The organism is Streptomyces sp. NPDC008317, from assembly GCF_042955955.1.
Taxonomy (GTDB): Bacteria; Actinomycetota; Actinomycetes; order Streptomycetales; family Streptomycetaceae; genus Actinacidiphila.
Window position 1 is genome coordinate 109567 of the sequence record NZ_JBIBFQ010000015.1, and the last position, 17377, is coordinate 126943.

At 71.9% G+C, this 17377-nt stretch carries 17 protein-coding genes; 11 read left to right on the plus strand and 6 right to left on the minus strand.

The genetic code is table 11. From position 1 onward, the window contains the following. Position 1 precedes the first annotated feature (1 nt). A complete protein-coding gene (locus tag ACFY9V_RS34515) occupies positions 2 to 1606 on the plus strand; it encodes a glycoside hydrolase family 3 N-terminal domain-containing protein (protein WP_391164281.1) in 1605 nt (534 codons plus the stop codon). Positions 1607 to 1673: 67 nt separating this feature from the next. Here ACFY9V_RS34515 and ACFY9V_RS34520 read toward each other — a convergent pair whose 3' ends face one another. Further along, positions 1674 to 2972, minus strand: a complete 1299-nt coding sequence (locus ACFY9V_RS34520; protein ID WP_355347595.1) for an MFS transporter — start codon at positions 2970 to 2972, stop codon at positions 1674 to 1676. 75 nt (positions 2973 to 3047) lie between these two features. On the opposite strand from ACFY9V_RS34520, the gene ACFY9V_RS34525 reads away from it, so the two are divergent. Further along, on the plus strand, positions 3048 to 3602 hold the full coding sequence (locus ACFY9V_RS34525) for a TetR/AcrR family transcriptional regulator C-terminal ligand-binding domain-containing protein (protein ID WP_355347598.1): 555 nt from the start codon (positions 3048 to 3050) through the stop codon (positions 3600 to 3602). A 16-nt stretch (positions 3603 to 3618) separates the two neighbouring features. Here ACFY9V_RS34525 and ACFY9V_RS34530 read toward each other — a convergent pair whose 3' ends face one another. Further along, the gene (locus ACFY9V_RS34530) at positions 3619 to 4851 is read right to left on the minus strand and encodes an ROK family protein (protein ID WP_355347602.1); all 1233 of its coding nucleotides are present in this window, start codon (positions 4849 to 4851) and stop codon (positions 3619 to 3621) included. 178 nt (positions 4852 to 5029) lie between these two features. Here ACFY9V_RS34530 and ACFY9V_RS34535 point away from each other — a divergent pair, with 178 nt between their 5' ends. The 6 genes from ACFY9V_RS34535 to tkt all read left to right on the plus strand — a co-directional run bounded on the left by ACFY9V_RS34535 (position 5030) and on the right by tkt (position 11629). Next, positions 5030 to 6058: a substrate-binding domain-containing protein gene (locus ACFY9V_RS34535; RefSeq protein WP_355347605.1), complete on the plus strand. Its 1029-nt coding sequence runs from the start codon at positions 5030 to 5032 to the stop codon at positions 6056 to 6058. Continuing rightward, positions 6055 to 7068, plus strand: a complete 1014-nt coding sequence (locus tag ACFY9V_RS34540) for an ABC transporter permease (protein WP_355347608.1) — start codon at positions 6055 to 6057, stop codon at positions 7066 to 7068. The genes ACFY9V_RS34535 and ACFY9V_RS34540 overlap by 4 nt, the downstream gene beginning before the upstream one ends. Positions 7069 to 7205: 137 nt before the next feature. Beyond that, entirely contained in the window at positions 7206 to 7991 is a 786-nt protein-coding gene (locus tag ACFY9V_RS34545) for an ATP-binding cassette domain-containing protein (RefSeq protein ID WP_391128062.1), read from the plus strand. Continuing rightward, positions 7988 to 8698 carry a nucleoside/nucleotide kinase family protein gene (locus ACFY9V_RS34550; RefSeq protein WP_355347614.1) on the plus strand — a complete coding sequence of 237 codons (711 nt, stop codon included), beginning with the start codon at positions 7988 to 7990 and terminating at the stop codon, positions 8696 to 8698. Before ACFY9V_RS34545 ends, ACFY9V_RS34550 begins: the two co-directional genes overlap by 4 nt. Continuing rightward, positions 8695 to 9462, plus strand: a complete 768-nt coding sequence (locus tag ACFY9V_RS34555) for a glucose 1-dehydrogenase (RefSeq protein WP_355347616.1) — start codon at positions 8695 to 8697, stop codon at positions 9460 to 9462. Before ACFY9V_RS34550 ends, ACFY9V_RS34555 begins: the two co-directional genes overlap by 4 nt. 52 nt (positions 9463 to 9514) lie before the next feature. Beyond that, positions 9515 to 11629, plus strand: a complete 2115-nt coding sequence (gene tkt, locus ACFY9V_RS34560; protein ID WP_391164282.1) for a transketolase — start codon at positions 9515 to 9517, stop codon at positions 11627 to 11629. Positions 11630 to 11755: 126 nt separating this feature from the next. Here the strand turns inward: tkt and ACFY9V_RS34565 are convergent, their stop codons facing one another. Next, positions 11756 to 12349: a hypothetical protein gene (locus ACFY9V_RS34565; protein WP_391052503.1), complete on the minus strand. Its 594-nt coding sequence runs from the start codon at positions 12347 to 12349 to the stop codon at positions 11756 to 11758. Between the two features lie 213 nt (positions 12350 to 12562). Here ACFY9V_RS34565 and ACFY9V_RS34570 point away from each other — a divergent pair, with 213 nt between their 5' ends. Both ACFY9V_RS34570 and ACFY9V_RS34575 read left to right on the plus strand, forming a co-directional pair. Then, complete coding sequence (locus ACFY9V_RS34570) at positions 12563 to 12814, plus strand: hypothetical protein (protein WP_355347625.1); 252 nt, start codon at positions 12563 to 12565, stop codon at positions 12812 to 12814. Positions 12815 to 12927: 113 nt separating this feature from the next. Continuing rightward, positions 12928 to 13554, plus strand: a complete 627-nt coding sequence (locus ACFY9V_RS34575; RefSeq protein ID WP_391164283.1) for a TetR family transcriptional regulator — start codon at positions 12928 to 12930, stop codon at positions 13552 to 13554. Positions 13555 to 13618: 64 nt separating this feature from the next. Here the strand turns inward: ACFY9V_RS34575 and ACFY9V_RS34580 are convergent, their stop codons facing one another. The 3 genes from ACFY9V_RS34580 to ACFY9V_RS34590 all read right to left on the minus strand — a co-directional run bounded on the left by ACFY9V_RS34580 (position 13619) and on the right by ACFY9V_RS34590 (position 16075). After that, on the minus strand, positions 13619 to 13960 hold the full coding sequence (locus ACFY9V_RS34580; RefSeq protein WP_391164284.1) for a hypothetical protein: 342 nt from the start codon (positions 13958 to 13960) through the stop codon (positions 13619 to 13621). A gap of 140 nt (positions 13961 to 14100) precedes the next feature. Beyond that, positions 14101 to 14742: an HAD-IIIA family hydrolase gene (locus tag ACFY9V_RS34585; RefSeq protein ID WP_355347634.1), complete on the minus strand. Its 642-nt coding sequence runs from the start codon at positions 14740 to 14742 to the stop codon at positions 14101 to 14103. 118 nt (positions 14743 to 14860) lie between these two features. Continuing rightward, a complete protein-coding gene (locus tag ACFY9V_RS34590) occupies positions 14861 to 16075 on the minus strand; it encodes an AAA family ATPase (RefSeq protein ID WP_391164285.1) in 1215 nt (404 codons plus the stop codon). A gap of 194 nt (positions 16076 to 16269) precedes the next feature. Here ACFY9V_RS34590 and corA point away from each other — a divergent pair, with 194 nt between their 5' ends. Beyond that, complete coding sequence (gene corA, locus ACFY9V_RS34595; RefSeq protein WP_355347640.1) at positions 16270 to 17253, plus strand: magnesium/cobalt transporter CorA; 984 nt, start codon at positions 16270 to 16272, stop codon at positions 17251 to 17253. Positions 17254 to 17377: the final 124 nt, after the last annotated feature.

The window sequence follows — 17377 nt, forward strand, 5'->3', positions numbered from 1 at the left end:
CATGCCATCTGTGAACACCAGGACCTCCGGGAGCACCACGAGCACCGTGCCCGCCGTGGACGAGCGGACCCGGCGGCTGGTCCACGCCGTCCTCATGCCGGGCTTCACCGGTACGTCGGCGCCGCCGTGGCTGCTCGACGCCCTGCGCGACGGCCTGGGCTCCGTCTGCTACTTCGGGCACAATCTGGAGTCGCCCGAGCAGACCGCGGCGCTGTCAAAGCGGATCCACGCGGCCGGGCGGGCGGTCATCGCGATGGACGAGGAGGGCGGCGGTGTCACCCGGCTGCATGTGCGCGGCGGCTCTCCGCACGTCGGCGCGGCGGTGCTCGGCCGCGCCGACGACCTCGCGCTGACCGCGGCGGTCGCGCGCGGGATCGCCCGTGACGTACGGGCGGCGGGCATCGACCTGGCGCTCGCGCCGGTGGCGGACGTCAACTCCGACCCCGCCAACCCGGTGATCGGGGTGCGCTCCTTCGGCGCGGACCCCGGTCTGGTCGGCACGCACACGGCCGCGTTCGTGACCGCGATGCAGGCCGAGGGGGTCGCGGCCTGCGCCAAGCACTTCCCCGGCCACGGCGACACGAAGGTCGACTCGCATGTGGGCCTGCCGGTCGTGGGGGTCGATCTGGAGACGCTGCGGAGCCGGGACCTCGTGCCGTTCGCGGGCGCGGTGGCGGCCGGGGTGCGCTGCGTGATGACCTCGCACATCGTCTTCCCCGCGCTGGACAGCGCGATGGCGACGGTCAGTCCCGCCGTCGTCGCCCTGCTCCGCGACGGTCTGGGCTTCGACGGCGTGATCGTCTCCGACGCGATCAGCATGCTGGCGGTCGCCGAGACCATCGGCTTCGCCGAGAGCGCGGTGCGGGCACTGGCCGCGGGCGTCGATCTGGTGTGCCTGGGCAATCCGGGCCTGCCGCTGACCGGTGGCACGCCCACCGACGAGGAGGAATTCCGCGCGGTGCTGGACGCGGTGACGCGGGCGGTCGCCGAGGGCCGCCTGCCGGTGGCCCGGCTCGAAGAGGCGGCGGCCCGCGTCCACGCCCTCTCGGACTGGACTCAAGGGGCCCGAGGGGCCCGAGGCGGTGACGTCTCGGAAGCTTCGGTGACGTCGGACGTGACGGACGCCAACGCCGCCGCGGCGCGGCGGGCGCTGCGCGTACGCGGACAGGTCGCCGGATCGCTGAGCGGGGCGGTGCGCGTCGTGGACGTGCGCAGGCGGCGCAATGTGGCGACCGGGCGGCTCTCCGACCTGGTCGCGGACGCCTTGCTCGAACGGCTGCCCGGCTCGACCGTCGAGGCGGTCTTCGCGCGGACGGCGACCGTCGAGGGCCGGGCCCAGCAGGGGGACCTGACACCGGGCGAGGCGCAGGACGGTACGGCCTCCCCCGGTATCCCGGCCGATGTGGTCCTGGTCGGCACGCCCGGCAGCGATCCCGCCCAGGACGCGGCGCTCGCACGGCAGTTGGCCCTCTCCCCCGGCGCCGTCGTCGTGTGCCTCGGCTGGCCGGGCACCGAGGACGTCCTGCCCGAGGCGGTCAACGCGGTCTTCACCCACGGCGAATCCCTCCCCACCGCCCGGGCGGTCGCCGCGCTGCTCACCCGCTGACGCCCGGCGGTCCTCGGCCGTGGGGCCGAGGACCGCGGGTGCTGCGGGTAGGCGCCGCGCGTCGGTGCTACGCGTTCGCCGCCGTGCGGCTGATACGGACGCGTTGGGCGATCAGGGCGAGGGCGCCGAAGACGATGACGGCCGCGCTGTAGACGACGGCGGTGCGGTGGAGGCCGACGTCGGTGGTGGCGAATCCGGCGACCACGGCGGGGATGCTGAAGGCGAGGTAGGAGATCACGAAGGCGACGGCGAAGAGTTCGCCGCGCTCGGCCGGTTCGGCGATCCGGGCGAGGGTGCCGAAGCTGGCCAGACCGGCGGCGCCGAAGCCGACACCGGCGACGGCGGTGCCGAGGGCGGCCGTGGTGACCGACTCGGCCTGCACTCCGGCCAGGCCGACGGCGGTGCCGGTGACCAGCAGGGCGGCGCCGAGCGCGAGGGTGCGTTCGGTGGGCCAGCCGCGCAGGGCGAAGGCGGTGATCGAGGCCGGTCCGCACAGCAGGGTGACGACGAGTCCGCCGATGACGTGGCTGGACAGGCCGAACAGTCCCACCGCGACCGAGGGGCCGAGCGCGAGGTACAGACCGCCCAGCGCCCAGCTCGCGACGAGGATCGGCACGAGTCCGACGAGGTCGGCGCGGAGCCGGGGGGCGACGCCGAGGCGCGGTTGCAGCGAACGCGCCGCGCCGGGCCGCCGTTGCGAGGTCTCGGGCAGCAGGGAGACGAGCAGGCCCGCGAGCACCAGACCGGCGAGCAGGAGTACGTAGACCAGGCGGGTCGGGTGCGGGCCGTACTGCACGAGGAAGCCGCAGCCGAGCGCGCCCACGCCGAGGCCGAAGGTGGGGGCCGCGCCGCTGATGACTCCGGCGCGGTGCGGTGCGTGCGGTGGGTTGAGGTCGACCAGGGTCGCGCCGAGTGTCGTCATGGCCGCGCCGGTGGCGATGCCCTGGACGAAGCGGGCCACCAGCAGCACGGAGACGTCTCCCGCGACGATGAACAGCAGCATCGCGACGGCTTCGAGCGCGATGGCCGAGACGAGGACGGGGCGGCGGCCGATGTGGTCCGACAGCGCCCCGAGCACCAGCAGCGCGCCGATCATGCCGACGACGTACACCGCGAAGACGGTGGTCAGCATGGACGCGGAGAAGTTCCATTCGTGCTGGTAGACGACGTAGAGCGGGGACGGCGCGCTCGACGCCGCCATGAACAGGATGAAGATCGCGGCGATGGCGGCGAAGGCGACGGGACGGCTCAGGCCGCGCCGCCGGGAGCCGTTCCCCGCGCCCGGTATCGCCACGGGCTCGGCGCCCCGGGACGTGACACCCGGGGACGCGGGGCTCTTCTCTTGGGGCGTCAGCGCGCCGGTCATACGACTCTCCGATTGCAGTGATCGTTGCGTTAGCGACGTTCATGCTAACGCAGCGATTGGTGCGATAATTTCCTCATGACCGAAGCAGTCCAGACCCGTCCCGGTGGCCGTTCCGCACGCGTACGGGCCGCAGTGCACCGAGCCGTCGAGGAATCGCTCGCCACGGAACCGGGCGACGCGCTCACCATTCCCGCCGTCGCCGCGCGCGCCGGGGTGCACCCCACCACCGTCTACCGGCGCTGGGGTTCGGTGGCGCAGCTCCTGGCCGACGTCGCGACCAGCAGGTTCAGCGGTGACATCGTCGTACCCGACTCCGGCTCGCTGGCCGGTGACCTGGAGCGGTGGATGGGCGACGTCGCCACCGACCTCGCCGACCCCGACGTGCTGGCCCTGATGCGCGCGACGATCGGCTCGGGCCCGGAGGGCGGCTGCGCGTGCACGGCCGACCGGCACGACCAGCTCCGCGCGATCATCGAGCGCGAGCAGGCGCGCGGCGGCAAGGTCCCGTCCTTGGAGCGCGCGGTCGACACGCTGCTCGGCCCGCTGTACTACCGCGCGATCTTCAGCGCCCGCCCCGCTTCCAGCGCATGGGCGCGCGGCCTGGTCGCCACGCTGCTGGCGACCACGTAGCCGCGGGGGCCGGAGGTCACGTCACCGCGATCGGGGAGCCTCCGGCGGCCAGGGTGATGTCGAGGGTCGCGGGATTCAGGACGTGGTCGCGGACGAGATAGCCCGCGCCCGCGATCCCGGCGCGGGACTTGTAGCGGGTGGGCACGATGCGCAACTGCCGGGTGGCCAGCGGGAGTGAGCGCTGGTAGATCACCTCGCGCACGCCTGCCAGCAGGTGGTCGCCGGTGGTGCCGAGCATGCCGCCGAGGACGATGACGTCGGGGTTGAGCAGGCTGGTGGCGTAGGCGACCATCTCGCCGAGGACGCGGCCCGCGGCCCGCAGGCTGGCGACGGCCTCGGTGTCGCCGCGCTTGACCTGGGTGACGACATAGCGCGCGTCGTGGCTGTCGCTGTGCTGGCGGCTGCGCAGGTCGCGGGCGAGGGCCCAGCCGCCGATCAGGGCCTCCAGGCAGCCGAGGTTCCCGCAGCGGCACTGGGGGTCACCGAAGCCGCCGATGTGCGCGTGGCCGATGTCGCCCGCCGCGCCCTGGGCGCCGCGGTTGATCTGGCCGCCGATCACCATGCCGCTGCCGACCCCCGTACCGGCCTTGATGTAGAGCAGGTGCGGCTCGTCGCGCCAGAACCGCCGGTGCTCGGCCAGGGTGAGCAGATTGACGTCGTTGTCGATCAGGATCGGGACCTGCCAGGTCCTGCGCAGGTGGCCGCGGATGTCGTAGCCGTCCCAGCCGGACATGATCGACCAGCCGAGCACCTTGCCCGCGTCGTAGTCCACGGGCGCGGGCAGGCCGAGGCCGATGCCCGCCACCGGTATGTCGCCCAGTCCGGCCTGGACGATCATGTCGCGCACGGTCTCGGTGATCTTGTCGAGCAGGACGTCGGGGCCCTCACCGAGGGCGAGTCGTTCGACCCGGTCGACCAGGATGTTGGTGTTGAGGTCGGTGACCGCGATACGGGTCCGCTCCTCGCCGATGTCCACGCCGATCATCAGCATCGCCGCGTGGTTGAGCTGGAGCGTCTTGGACGGCCGGCCGCGCGAGGGCACGTTCTCCGCGCCCTCGCGGATCAGGTCGGCGGCGAACAGCGCGTCGAGCCGCTGGCCGACCGTGGACCGGGACAGGCCCGTGACCTGGGTGAGGGCGGACCGCGTGCGGGCCTGGCCCGTGGTGATGAGTTCCAGGATTCTTCCAGGCCCCTCGTCGGCCCGCCACGGTGACGGGCCGCCTGTCGTCGTACTGGTCGTCGCAGTCATCTCACTCCCGGTCTCGGACGTCGGCCAGAGCTTAGTGAAGCACGTTCTTTTGTCGGTGGAAAGACAAAAGATAAATATTTCTGCTTGACAGCCAGTGAAACATTGCGAAATATCTCTGTCATCGCCCCGTGCTCTGCCGACTGGCCGAGTTAACGGCCCCGCATCCAGGAGGAACCCCATGAAGATCACCCGATGGGCCAGCAGACCGGCACAGCTCGGAGTCATGGCCCTGGCCGGAACCTGTGCCCTCGCCGTCGCGGGGTGCAGTTCGAGCAGCGGCAGCACCACCGGCAGTTCCGGCGGAGCGGTCACGATCGGCATCGTCGAGCTGAACCTGAGCAACCCGTTCTTCGGCACCCTGGAGAAGGCGACCGAGGCCGCCGCCAAGGCCAAGGGCTGGAAGGTCATGAAGGCCGAGGCCAAGGTGCCCGGTGACTCCGCCACCCAGGTGACCGCCATCGAGAACATGATCGCCAACAAGGTCAAGGCCATCGTGCTCACCCCGGCCAACGCGACCGCGCTCAACGGCGTGGTGAAGCAGGCGAGGGACAAGGGCATCCTCGTGATGACCGTCAACTCGCCGCTGTCGCCGGAGAGCGCCGCGGACGCCACCTACGCGACCGACAACGTCGCCGCGGGAAAGCTCATCGGCCAGTGGGCCAAGGCGTCCTCGCCGCAGGACCCGCACATCGCGATGCTCGACTTCGACCTGTCCGACGGTCCGGCCAAGGGACGCCACGACGGCTTCCTCGAGGGCTACGGCATCACCGCCAAGTCGCCGCAGGTGGCGGGCACCGCGCTCACCCAGGGCACGATCGACACCGGGCAGTCCGCGATGGAGAACCTGCTGTCGGCCCACCCGGACATCAACGTCGTCTACACGATCAACGAGCCGACCGCGCACGGCGCTTACACCGCCATCAAGAACAAGGGCCTCGCGGGCAAGACCACGCTGGTCTCGGTCGACGGCGCGTGCTCCGGCGTCCAGGACGTGAAGAACGGCGTCATCGGCGCCACCGCCATGCAGTTCCCCAGCAAGATGGGTGAGATGGCCGTCGAGGCCGCCGCCGCCTACATCAAGGACGGCACCAAGCCGAAGGCCGGCGTCACCGACTCGGGCACCGTCCTGATCACCGACAAGCCGGTCAAGGGCATCGCCTCCGAGACCTCCGCCTGGGGCCTCGACCACTGCTGGGGTCCGAAGTGACAGGAACGACGACGCATGACGCAGACGCGGAGGCGCTGGAGACGGGGATCTCGCGCGGCAGCCTGCTCCGCGCCTTCGCCGGCAACCAGATCGCCGGACCGCTCGCCGCCCTGATCGTCGCGGTGATCGTCTTCACGCTGTCGACCAGCACGTTCTTCAACTCGGAGAATCTGTCGCTGATCGCCCAGCAGTCCGTCGTGGTCGGCACCCTCGCCCTCGGACAGACCCTGATCATCCTGACGTCGGGCATCGACCTGGCCAACGGCGCGATCATGGTGCTCGGTTCTGTCGTGATCGGCAAGATCGCCGTCCACAACAACCCGGCCCTGGCGCTGCTGGTCGGCCTGGTGGTGTGCGTGGCGGTCGGCTCGGTCAACGGCGCGCTGGTCTCGCTGCTGAGACTGCCACCGTTCATCGTCACCCTCGGCGTGATGTCCGTGGTGGCCGCGGCGGCCCGGCTCTACACCTCGTCGCAGACGTACCCGATCAACTCCAGCCTGCTGACCTGCCTCAACAACGGTGTGACGGTCGGCGGGGTGACGATCACCTACGGCGTGATGCTCTGGATCGGCCTCACCGCCGTCCTGGCCTACGCCCTCGGACAGACCTCCTGGGGCACGCGGGTCTACGCCCTCGGTGACAACCACAAGGCCGCCGAACTCGCCGGGATCAAGGTCAAGCGCCTGCTCCTCGGGGTGTACATGGTCGCCGCGGTCGTCTACGTCTTCGCCGCCTGGCAGGCGCTCGGCCGTACCCCGACCGCCGACCCGAGCGGTTACTCGACCGCCAACCTCGACAGCATCACCGCGGTCGTCATCGGCGGCACCAGCCTGTTCGGCGGTCGCGGCGGCGTCATCGGAACGTTCATCGGCGCGCTGATCGTGACCGTGCTGCAGAACGGCCTCACCCAGGCCGGTATCGACTCGCTCTACCAGCAGGTCGCCACCGGTGTCCTGGTGGTCGTCGCGGTCGGCGTCGACCAACTCGTACGAAGGAGGCAGTCGCGATGACGCACTCCGCATCCCTGCCCGACGGATCCGCTCCCGGCAGGTACACCCCCACCGGGTCCCAGCCCGCCGAGTCCGGGTCCCAGCCGAAGGTGCTGGAGGGCCGCGGCCTCACCAAGCACTACGGCCACGTCGTGGCCATGGACAACACCGACTTCGACCTGCGGCCCGGCGAGATCCTGGCCGTCATCGGGGACAACGGCGCGGGCAAGTCGACGCTGATCAAATCGCTGACCGGCGCGGTCGTCCCCGGCTCCGGCACCCTGCGTCTGAACGGCGAGGAAGTGCAGTTCCGCAGCCCGCTCGACGCGCGCAGGGCGGGCATCGAGACGGTGTACCAGGAGCTGGGCGTGGCCCCGGCCCTGGACATCTCGCAGAATCTCTACCTCGGCCGGGAGCAGCGCCGTCGCGGCGTACTCGGCACGGTCTTCCGGCAGTTGGACAAGGGCGCCATGCGCCGCGGCTCGGCCCAGCAGATGGCCGACCTGGGCATCCGCGTCCAGTCCATCCGGCAGAAGGTCGAGACGCTCTCCGGCGGGCAGCGGCAGGCCGTCGCGGTGGCGCGCGTCGCCGCGTGGGCGACCCGCGTCGTGGTGATGGACGAACCGACCGCCGCGCTCGGCGTGCGCGAGACGAACCAGGTCCTCGACCTGATCCTGCGCGTCCGCGACAACGGCCTGCCGGTGGTGCTCATCAGCCACAACATGCCTAACGTCTTCGAGGTCGCGGACCGGATCCACATCCACCGGCTGGGGCGGCGTATCGCCCTGGTCGACAAGAACGACACCAGCATGGAAGAAGCCGTCGCCGTCATGACCGGCGCCAAGGCGCCGGACACCCTCGTGGGCGTGGAAGCACCCGCCGGGGACTCCGCCCCGCAGGGCGCGCACGCGGCACCGACGGATCTCTCGAAAGGCGAAAATTGAACCCCCCAGGACCGGCCGCCGACCCCCAGCACAATCCCGGGGCCGACGGCGCGGACTACGACGCCCTCATCGACTCGGCCCGGGCGCTGATCACTTCCGGGCAGCGCCGGATCCTCGGAATCACGGGCGCGCCCGGCTCCGGGAAGTCCACTCTCGCCGAAGCCCTGGTGAACGCACTCGGTGACCAGGCGGTGCTCGTCAGCCTCGACGGCTTCCACCTGGCCAACGCCGAACTGCACCGGCTCGGCCGCCACGCCTCCAAGGGGGCCGCCGACACCTTCGACGCGGCCGGTTACATCAACCTCCTGCGCCGGCTGCGCGCCCGCGACGAGGAGGTCGTCTACGCCTCGTTCTTCGACCGCGCCATCGAGGAGTCCATAGCCTGCGCGGTGCCCGTCCCCCGTGACGTCCCGCTGGTCGTCACCGAGGGCAACTACCTGCTGGTCGACGGGCCCCGGTGGGGAGCCGTACAGCCGCTGCTCGACGCGTGCTGGTACGTCGACCCCGACGAGGACGTGCGCATGGAACGGCTGATCGCCCGGCACATGCGGTACGGCCGGTCGGCGGCGGAGGCGTACGAGCGGTCGCACGGCTCCGACCAGCGCAACGCAGAACTCATTCACGCAACCCGCACCCGCGCGGACCGGATCGTCCGGGTGCCCGACGCGCAGTCAGCGCCGACGTCAACCGAGGAGCAATCGGCATGAGTGTCCTGGACCAGTTCCGGCTGAACGGCAAGGTCGCCGTCGTCACCGGCGGAAACCGCGGTATCGGCAAGGCCATCGCCACCGCGCTGGCGGAAGCGGGCGCGTCCGTCGCCATCGCGGGCCGGGACGAGGCGCGCAACGCCGAGGCGGTCGCCGAACTCACCGCGCTGGGCGCCACCGCGATCTCGACGAGGACCGACGTCACCAGCCGCGCGGACATCGTGGCCATGAACGAGCGGGTCACCGCGGAGCTCGGCCCGGTCGACGTCCTGATCAACAACGCGGGCATCGGCATCCACGGCGAGTCCCTGACCATCGACGACGACAGTTGGGACCGTGTGATGGCCACCAACCTCGACGCGGTCTGGAAGGTCAGCCAGGTCGTCGGCGAGTCGATGGTCGAGCGCGGCACCGGATCGATCGTCAACGTCGGCTCCATGTCCGGCATGATCATCAACCGCCCGCAGTGGCACGCCCCTTACGCCGTGTCCAAGGCCGGGGTGCACCACCTGACCAAGTCCCTGGCCGCCGAGTGGGCGCCGAGGTCGGTACGGGTCAACGCGATCGCGCCCGGATACACGAAGACCGAGATCTCGGACATCGACCTGCCCGAGTACAAGCACTACTGGATCGACGAAGTGCCCATGCAGCGGTACGCGCAGGCGTCGGAGATCGCCCCGGCCGCGCTCTACCTGGCCAGCCCCGCCTCGTCCTTCGTCACCGGCGAGATCCTCGTCATCGACGGCGGCTACACCCTCTGGTGAGCCGGCGGGCCCCGCCCCGCCCGCACCCTCTTTTCGTGTCGAAGGAGCGCTCGTGACGAGCACGTACGTTCAGCATGCCCACATACCCTGGACCGAGGACGACCAGCGGGCCGTGACCACCGCCCGCGTCCTGGCCATGGACGCCGTGCAGGAGGCGGGCCACGGTCACCCCGGCACCGCCGTCAGCCTGGCGCCCGCCGCCCATCTGATATTCCGGCGCTTCCTGCGCCACGACCCCGCCGACCCCCGGTGGCGCGGGCGGGACCGGTTCGTCCTGTCCTGCGGTCACTCCAGCCTCACGCTGTACATCCAGCTCTACCTCGCCGGATATCCGCTCACGCTGGACGACCTGCGCGCCTACCGGAAGCGCGGCAGCCTCACCCCTGCGCACCCCGAGTGGGGGCACACGCCGGGTGTGGAGACCACGACCGGGCCGCTCGGCCAGGGCATCGCCACCGCGGTCGGCATGGCGATGGGCGCCCGCCGCGAGCGCGGCCTGCTCGACCCCGACGCGCCCGAGGGGACAAGCCCCTTCGACCACCGGGTGTTCGTCCTGTGCTCCGACGGCGACATCCAGGAGGGCATCAGCGCCGAGGCCGGTTCCTTCGCGGGTCACCAGCGCCTGGGCAACCTCGTCGTCGTCTACGACGACAACCGGATCTCCATCGAGGGCAGCACGGACCTGGCCACGAGCGAGGACGTCGGCGCCCGCTACGAGGCGTACGGATGGCACGTGCAGCGGGTCGGCCTCGCGGCCGACGGCGACATCGACGTGTCCGCCCTGTCGCGGGCGCTGGAGGAAGCCGCCGCCGAGACGACGCGGCCGTCGATCGTCTTGATGCGCAGCATCATCTCCTGGCCGGTGCCCGGCGCGCAGAACACCGCGAAGTCGCACGGCTCCGCTCTCGGGGCCGACGCGGTCCGCGCGGCGAAGTCCGTCCTCGGCGTGAACCCGGACACCGCCTTCGACGTATCGGCCGATCTCCACGACCGGCTGACGTCGGCGGCGCGCGCGGCGGGATCGGCGGCCCACCGGGAGTGGGACGCGGCGTTCGACGCGTGGGCGCGCGGGAATCCGGACGGGCGGGCGCTGCTCGACCGGCTGACGGCCAAGGGGCTCCCCGCCGCCTTCGAGGACGCGCGTCCGGTCTTCGCGGCGGACACCCAGGTGGCCACGCGGAAGGCGTTCGGGCGGGCGTTGAACGCGGCGGCGGCGGAACTGCCCGAGCTGTGGGGCGGCTCGTCCGACCTCGGCGACTCCAACAACACGACGGTGGAGGGCAGTTCGTCCTTCCTTCCGGCGTCGAGCGCGCAGCCCGGCGCCGACCCGGCGGGACGCACCGTCCACTGGGGAATCCGCGAGCACTTCATGGCCGCCGCGATGAACGGCATCGCGCTGTCGGGCCTCAGCCGTCCCTACGGCGGCACCTTCCTCGTCTTCAGCGACTACATGCGCCCGGCGGTACGGCTCGCCGCGCTGATGAAGCTGCCGACGCTCTACGTGTGGACGCACGACTCCATCGGTCTCGGCGAGGACGGCCCGACCCACCAGCCGGTCGAGCACCTGGCGTCCCTGCGCGCGATTCCGGGCCTGGACATCGTGCGGCCCGGTGACGCCAACGAGACGGCCGTCGCCCTGTGGAAGGTGCTCGGCGCGGCCGGGTCCGCCGGGCCGACCGGTTTCAGCCTCAGCCGTCAGGACCTGCCGGTCTTCCCCGACGGCACGGACGGGTTCGGCTCGGCCGCCGAGGCGGTCAGGGGCGGTTACGTACGGTACGAGGCGCCCGTCGCGGACCCGTCGGCCGGTCCGGCCGACCCGGACGTCGTGGTCATCGCCACCGGGTCCGAGGTGCAGCTCGCCGTCGCCGCGGCGCGGGCGCTGGCCGCGGACGGGATACGGGCGCGCGTCGTGTCGATGCCGTGCCGTGAGTGGTTCGACGCGCAGGACGCGGCGTACCGCGACAGCGTCATCCCGCCGACCGTACGCCGCCGGATCGCGGTCGAGGCGGGCGTCGGTCAGGGCTGGTACGACCTGATCGGCCTCGACGGCCGGTCGATCGGCGTCCAGGAGTTCGGCGCGTCGGCGTCGGCCGCCGAACTCTACGAGCACTTCGGGCTGACGGCGGACGCGGTCGCGTCGGCGGCGCGGGAGCTGATGGGCAGGTAGTGAGGCGGCAGCGGGGCCGCCGGTCGGAGCGCGGGGTTCGGGCGTACCCGCAGGTGTGAGGCGCAGGCGTCGCAGGCGTCAGGCGTACGCGTCGTCCTCCGGCCGTCAGTAGTCAGCCGTCAGCCGTCAGCCGTCGAAGGAGGCGGCCAGGCGGTTGCTCTGCGAGACCGGGAGTTCGCGCTCGATCAGCGGGATGAAGTCGCGCTGTTCGTGGCCGAGGAACTGGTCGATGTCGGCCAGCACACCGTTGACGGTCTGGGCACGCGTTCCGGCCGGACCCGGCGACGCGATGGAGCCGTCGAGGAGGGCGAGGAGGTACGCGCCCTCCTCGCGGTCGCGCCTGACCGCCTCGGCGACCGGCGGGTGTGACTCCAGCGCGCGCCCCGCCGTGGCGTCCTTGGCGGCGCAGTGCCGACGGAAGGCGTCGGCCACCGGCCGCAGATCGGCCGGGGCGGTCGTCTCCCTGTTGAACAGCGCCTGGATCATGTCGTGCACCGCCGTGCCCGACTCCAGCAGCCGGACGGACACGCCGTGGAAGCGGGCCCGATCGGCGGTGGCGGCCTCGGTCTCCGCGTCCCGGACCGACTGGTCGAACTCCTCGGAGTGGTTCTGGATGTTGTGCGGCCCCTTGGGCCGGTCCCCCATGCCATGGCCCGCGGTGCCGCCGTCCGTCGCCGGGTCCCACACGGTCGCGCCCTGCCGTCGCGTTGCCTCGTTCATGTCCGGACCTCCTCCACCGAGGGCGAGCCGCGGCGCGTGAGCCGCGACACGCGGGCGAACACCCCGATTGTCCCCCTCTCCCCCATTCTCCGCCCCTCCACCGCCTCTCCACCCGGCCGCGTCCCCGGCCACCGGCGGCGGAGGGGCGGCTGTCGTACGAACGTGACGAGATGGACTCGCACAAATATTCGAACACGTGCCAGGATTGCCCCCATGAAGCAGCACGACTTCCCCGCTGATCTCATCGAGGCGCAGCGCGACTGGTACATCACCTACCGCCTGCTCGCCGACGCTCCCGCCGGTACGCAGACCACCGTGCTCCGGCGCCGCCTGCAAAGGCTCTCCGTCCGGATCTCCACCCATCCCTACTGGGCGTCGCTGCCCGGAACGGCTCCGGCCGCCCGGATGGAGCTCAAGCAACTGACCTGGGCCGCCTCCGAGCAGTCCCCCCGGCCGGCCGTGTGACCTCGGACTCCGGGCCGGGCGCGACCGCCCCCCGACCGTCCCGGCTCGCCGCCCCCGGGCTTGTCCCGCCGCCGGGGCATAATGCAGACAGATCTGTCCGAAAGGTGACGGCCATGGCGACTTCCCGGACCACCACGAAGCCGTCGGCGCGTGAGCGACTGCTCGCCGCCGCGGACGAGCTGTTCTACGCCGAGGGTGTGCGGAGCGTCGGCATCGACCGGGTCATCGAGCACGCGGGCGTGGCCAAGGCGTCGCTGTACAACACCTTCGGCGGCAAGGAACAGCTCATCCGGGCCTACCTCGACAGCCGCCACGCGGGCATCACCCAGCGGATCACCGACGCGGTCGACAGCCGCGACACTCCGCGCGAGCGGCTGCTGGCGGTCTTCGAGGCGCAGGGCGCGCTCTTCGGGGAACCGGACTTCCACGGCTGCGCCTTCGTCCGGGCCGGCGCGGAGGCCGGTCCCGGCAGTCTCGTGGAGGAGGCCGCGGACAACTACCGTGCCTGGCTGCGGGAGTTGTTCACCCGCCTCGCCGGTGAGGCGGGCGCCGCCGACCCGCGGTCGCTGGGCCGCCAGCTCCATCTGCTCTACGACGGCGCCGGGATCTCCGCCCGGATGGACCGCGACCCCTCGGCGGCCGTCGCCGCCCGGGCCGCCGCCTCGGCGCTGATCGCGGCGGGGACCGGTGACGTCGGCCGGACCGGGCCCGCCGTGACGGTGGCGAGTGCGCTCGGCTGACGCCCTCCGTACGACCGGCCCCCGCAGGGGACAGGCGTACGGGATCGGTCAGGCCCTACAGGCCCTAGGAAGCCCGGTCGTCCGGTCCGGCGCCGGAGCGCTCGCGCAGGATGCTCTCGACGGCCGCCGGATCGTCCGGGGTGATGAAGGGCCGGACGAATTTCCCGGTGTCCAGGACGAGACCTTCCGTCTTGGACAGCCGCCGCGGATCGAGGCTCGCCCAGTAACGGGGGTTCGCGGTGCCCCAGATGCGGCCCTGCCCGCTGAACACCCCCATCTTCACGCGGGTGACCGTGCGGATCGACGCGTACGGAATCGTCTTCGTGCCCCAGGGGAAGTAGTAGCCGCGGATCCGGAGCGCGTCAGGTGTGCACTCGATCCAGCCGTCCTGGTAGCTCGTGCTCATGTCCCCGCCCTCTCTCCTCATTCCTCCGCCTCCCCACGGAACGGATGATCAATCCCGTCGCGGTCCGCGCGCGGTACGGCTTCCGATGCCGATGCCGGTGCCCATGCCGGTTCCGATGCCGATGCCGGTGCCGGTGCCGGTCAGCGGGACGCGATAGCGACGAGTTCGGTCAGGGAATTGATCCGCCAGTCCGCGGCGGCGGCCACGTCGGGGTCGTCGGCCCACAGGTGGCCCCAGGGCCCGCGGCGCAGGTGGGCGACGCGCAGTCCCGCGCGCTTCGCGGGGAAGACGTCGTTGCCGGGGTGGTCGCCGACGTAGAGGATCTCTTCGGGTTCGGCCCCCGCGACCTCGACGACCTTCGCGTAGAAGCCGGGGCTCGGTTTGGCGACGGCCCATTCCGCGGAGGTGGCGACCAGGTCGAGCGGCAGGTCGAGGCCGCGCAGCAGCTCCCCGACCCGGGCGGTCTGGTTGCCGGCGGCGAGCACCTTGATGCCGGCCTCCCGCAGCCGGGCCAGCGCGGGCCGGACGTCCGGGTACAGATCCGTCTCGTCCAGGTGCTCGCCCCGCCCGGCCGCCTCCCTGGCGGCGTAGGCGGCGGGAATGTCGAGGCCGGGGGTGATCAGCCGTAGCGCGTCGCCGTCGTCGCGCCCTTCGGCGACGACCGCTCCCACCAGGGCCGAGACGGTGTGTGACGGGACGCCGAGCCAGTCGGCCCAGCCCGCCCAGTGCCGCGCGTCGGAAATCAGGGTCTCGCCGATGTCGAACACGATCGTGGTAGTCATCGTCGTCACCCTAGGGCAGCCGCCGCGCCGCCCGGCGCGCCACGACCGGTCCTTCACTCCGTCGTGGCGGCCGTCGGCTCACCGGTGGACGCGCCGGGCGGGCGGACGGCGGCCCGTCTCACCTCACACGCGCGCGCTCTTCCCCCGCGGGCGGGGACGGGTGCGGCAGGAGCTGGTCGGCGCGCAGCAGTTGGCCGGGGGTGTGGAGCTGGGCGCGGAGCGCGAAGGTGGCGGGCGCGTCGAGCGGGGCGATGACGGTACGGCCGCCGGGCGCGCGGACGGCGAGCAGCTCCGCCGGGTCGATCTCGTCGGTGTCGAGGAGGTCGGGGCTGTGGCTGGTCGCGATGACCTGGCGGCGGTCGCTGGCGTCCCGCAGCGCGGCCAGCAGCGCGCCGGTCGCCGTGGGGTGCAGGGCGGTCTCGGGCTCCTCGACGGCCACCGTGCTGTAGGCGCCGCCCGCAGGGGTGAACAGCGAAGTGAGGACGCCGAGTGCGCGCAGGGTGCCGTCGGAGACGGAGGGCGCGCCGAACCGCCAGGGCGCCTTGGCGCCGGGCACGTCCTGGGTGAACTCCAGGATCTCGCGGCCCCCGCGCGTGCGCCGGGTCACGCCGTGGATGCCCGGCACGATCTGCCGCAGATAGCTCTCGATCCGCGCCTTGTCCTCCCGGCCGCGCGCGCTCCGGCCCAGCCGGTGCAGTACCGCGGCGATGTCGGAGCCGTCGCGCTGGAGGAGTTGACCGGATCCGGGCGTCCGCGGCTCGCGCATGGCCTCCGGGTTGAGGGTGAACACGCCGATGTCGGCGAGGCCGTCGTGGACGTGCTTGAAGGGCTTGCGGGTGGCGAGGTCGGCGAGCAGCAGGCGGTGACGGTCGGCCGCGGGCATACCGGACTCGGTGCTGGAGGTCAGCACCCCGTCGTCCACCCGGTAGGCGGCCTCGGCCGGTGCGGTGCCCGCGCCGTCGCGGGCGGCGGCGGGCCGTACGGTGCAGTGCTCGCGCACGATACGGAAGCCGCCGCCGCGTTCGGCCGCGACCTGGATTCCGTAGCCGCCGTCGCCGTGCGGGCCGCGGAAGTCGAGGTCGACGCTGAAGCGGGTCGGGTGTCCCGCCGACCTGCGGCGGACCTGCGCGACGCCGCCGCGCCGGTCGAGTGCTTCGTCGAGGGAGGTCCGCAGTCCCTCGGAGACCAGGCGCAGGGCGTCGAGGAAGTTGCTCTTCCCCGAGCCGTTGGGCCCGATCAGGAAGACGAGCGGGCCGAGCGCCACGTCGGCTTCCGGGATGCTGCGGTACTGCCGCAGCCGGACACGGGTCAGCGAGAAGGAGGTGTCCTGCATGCGGCCAGTCTGTCAGCCGCGCCGCCGGGATCCGCGCCGACCGGGCGGGTCGCGCGGTGGCGTGGCGCGGCGGAGGCGCGATCCGGCCATGAAGCGGCGCGTTCCGGGCAGGAGCGGGCCAGGGCCGGACGGGCCCTGGGAGCCGCGCGGGCGTGGGTGGTACGGCCGCGGACGTTCACCGAAGGGATCACCGCGTGATCGTGGATTGCGCCATCTACCGGGACGGTCGTCGCGAGAAGACGCCGGACGACCTGTCCGACGCGCTCGCCGAGGCCCGCGCGTCGGGGAACTGCTTCGTCTGGATCGGCATGCACGAGCCGACGACGAGCGAGTTCGACCGGGTCGCCACCGAGTTCGACCTGCATCCGCTGGCCGTCGAGGACGCGCTCAAGGCCCGTCAACGGCCGAAGATGGAAGCGTACGACGGGGCGCTGTTCACGGTCGTGCGGCCGTTGCGCTACGACGACGAGAAGAGCCGCGTCACGGCCGACGAGCTGATGATCTTCATCGGCGACTCCTTCGTGGTGACGGTGCGGCACGGGCACGCGAAGACGGCCGCCGACGCCCGTTCCCGTTTGGAGAAGTCCCCCGAGGTGCTGCGGCACGGTCCGGTGGCCGTGCTCTACGCGATCTGCGACGCGGTCGTGGACGACTATCTGGACATCGCCGCGGAGCTGCAAGTGGATCTGGAGGAGTTGGAGGAGCAGGTCTTCTCCCCCACCGGCGGCGACTCCTCGCGGGTGGCGGGCGTCATCTACTCCTTCAAGCGCCAGGTGCTGGAATTCCGCCGGGCCATCAGTCCGCTCTCGGAGCCGATGGCCCGGCTGGCCGGCGGCAACGCGCCCTTCGTGGACGCGCGCACCAAGCCGTTCTTCCGCGATGTCGCCGACCACCTGGCGCGCGTCAACGAGGCGGAGGAAGGGCTCGACCGGCTGCTGTCCGACATCCTGGCGGCGCATCTGACGCAGGTGGGTGTGCGGCAGAACGACGACATGCGCAAGATCTCCGCGTGGGCGGCCATGGCGGCGGCCCCGACGATGATCGCCGGGATCTACGGCATGAACTTCGACCACATGCCGGAGCTGCGCCAGGTCTGGGGCTATCCGGCGGTGCTCGGCCTGATGGCGTCGGTGGTGACCTTCCTGTACTTCCTGTTCAAGCGGCGCGGCTGGCTCTGAGCCGGTGCGGGTCGGGCGGTCCCGTTCACTCCTTGATTTCGCAGATGACGGCGCCGGAGGAGACGGAGGTGCCGACTTCGGCCTTGAGGCCGATGACGGTGCCCGACCGGTGGGCGTTCAGGGG

Excerpts from the sequence above, each read along its gene's own strand:
- ACFY9V_RS34515 (WP_391164281.1), top strand. The coding sequence starts at position 2 with ATGCCATCTGTGAACACCAGGACCTCCGGGAGCACCACGAGCACCGTG.
- ACFY9V_RS34520 (WP_355347595.1), bottom strand. The coding sequence starts at position 2,972 with ATGACCGGCGCGCTGACGCCCCAAGAGAAGAGCCCCGCGTCCCCGGGT.
- ACFY9V_RS34525 (WP_355347598.1), top strand. The coding sequence starts at position 3,048 with ATGACCGAAGCAGTCCAGACCCGTCCCGGTGGCCGTTCCGCACGCGTA.
- ACFY9V_RS34530 (WP_355347602.1), bottom strand. The coding sequence starts at position 4,851 with ATGACTGCGACGACCAGTACGACGACAGGCGGCCCGTCACCGTGGCGG.
- ACFY9V_RS34535 (WP_355347605.1), top strand. The coding sequence starts at position 5,030 with ATGAAGATCACCCGATGGGCCAGCAGACCGGCACAGCTCGGAGTCATG.
- ACFY9V_RS34545 (WP_391128062.1), top strand. The coding sequence starts at position 7,206 with ATGGACAACACCGACTTCGACCTGCGGCCCGGCGAGATCCTGGCCGTC.
- ACFY9V_RS34555 (WP_355347616.1), top strand. The coding sequence starts at position 8,695 with ATGAGTGTCCTGGACCAGTTCCGGCTGAACGGCAAGGTCGCCGTCGTC.
- ACFY9V_RS34565 (WP_391052503.1), bottom strand. The coding sequence starts at position 12,349 with ATGAACGAGGCAACGCGACGGCAGGGCGCGACCGTGTGGGACCCGGCG.
- ACFY9V_RS34570 (WP_355347625.1), top strand. The coding sequence starts at position 12,563 with ATGAAGCAGCACGACTTCCCCGCTGATCTCATCGAGGCGCAGCGCGAC.
- ACFY9V_RS34575 (WP_391164283.1), top strand. The coding sequence starts at position 12,928 with ATGGCGACTTCCCGGACCACCACGAAGCCGTCGGCGCGTGAGCGACTG.
- ACFY9V_RS34580 (WP_391164284.1), bottom strand. The coding sequence starts at position 13,960 with ATGAGCACGAGCTACCAGGACGGCTGGATCGAGTGCACACCTGACGCG.
- ACFY9V_RS34585 (WP_355347634.1), bottom strand. The coding sequence starts at position 14,742 with ATGACTACCACGATCGTGTTCGACATCGGCGAGACCCTGATTTCCGAC.
- ACFY9V_RS34590 (WP_391164285.1), bottom strand. The coding sequence starts at position 16,075 with ATGCAGGACACCTCCTTCTCGCTGACCCGTGTCCGGCTGCGGCAGTAC.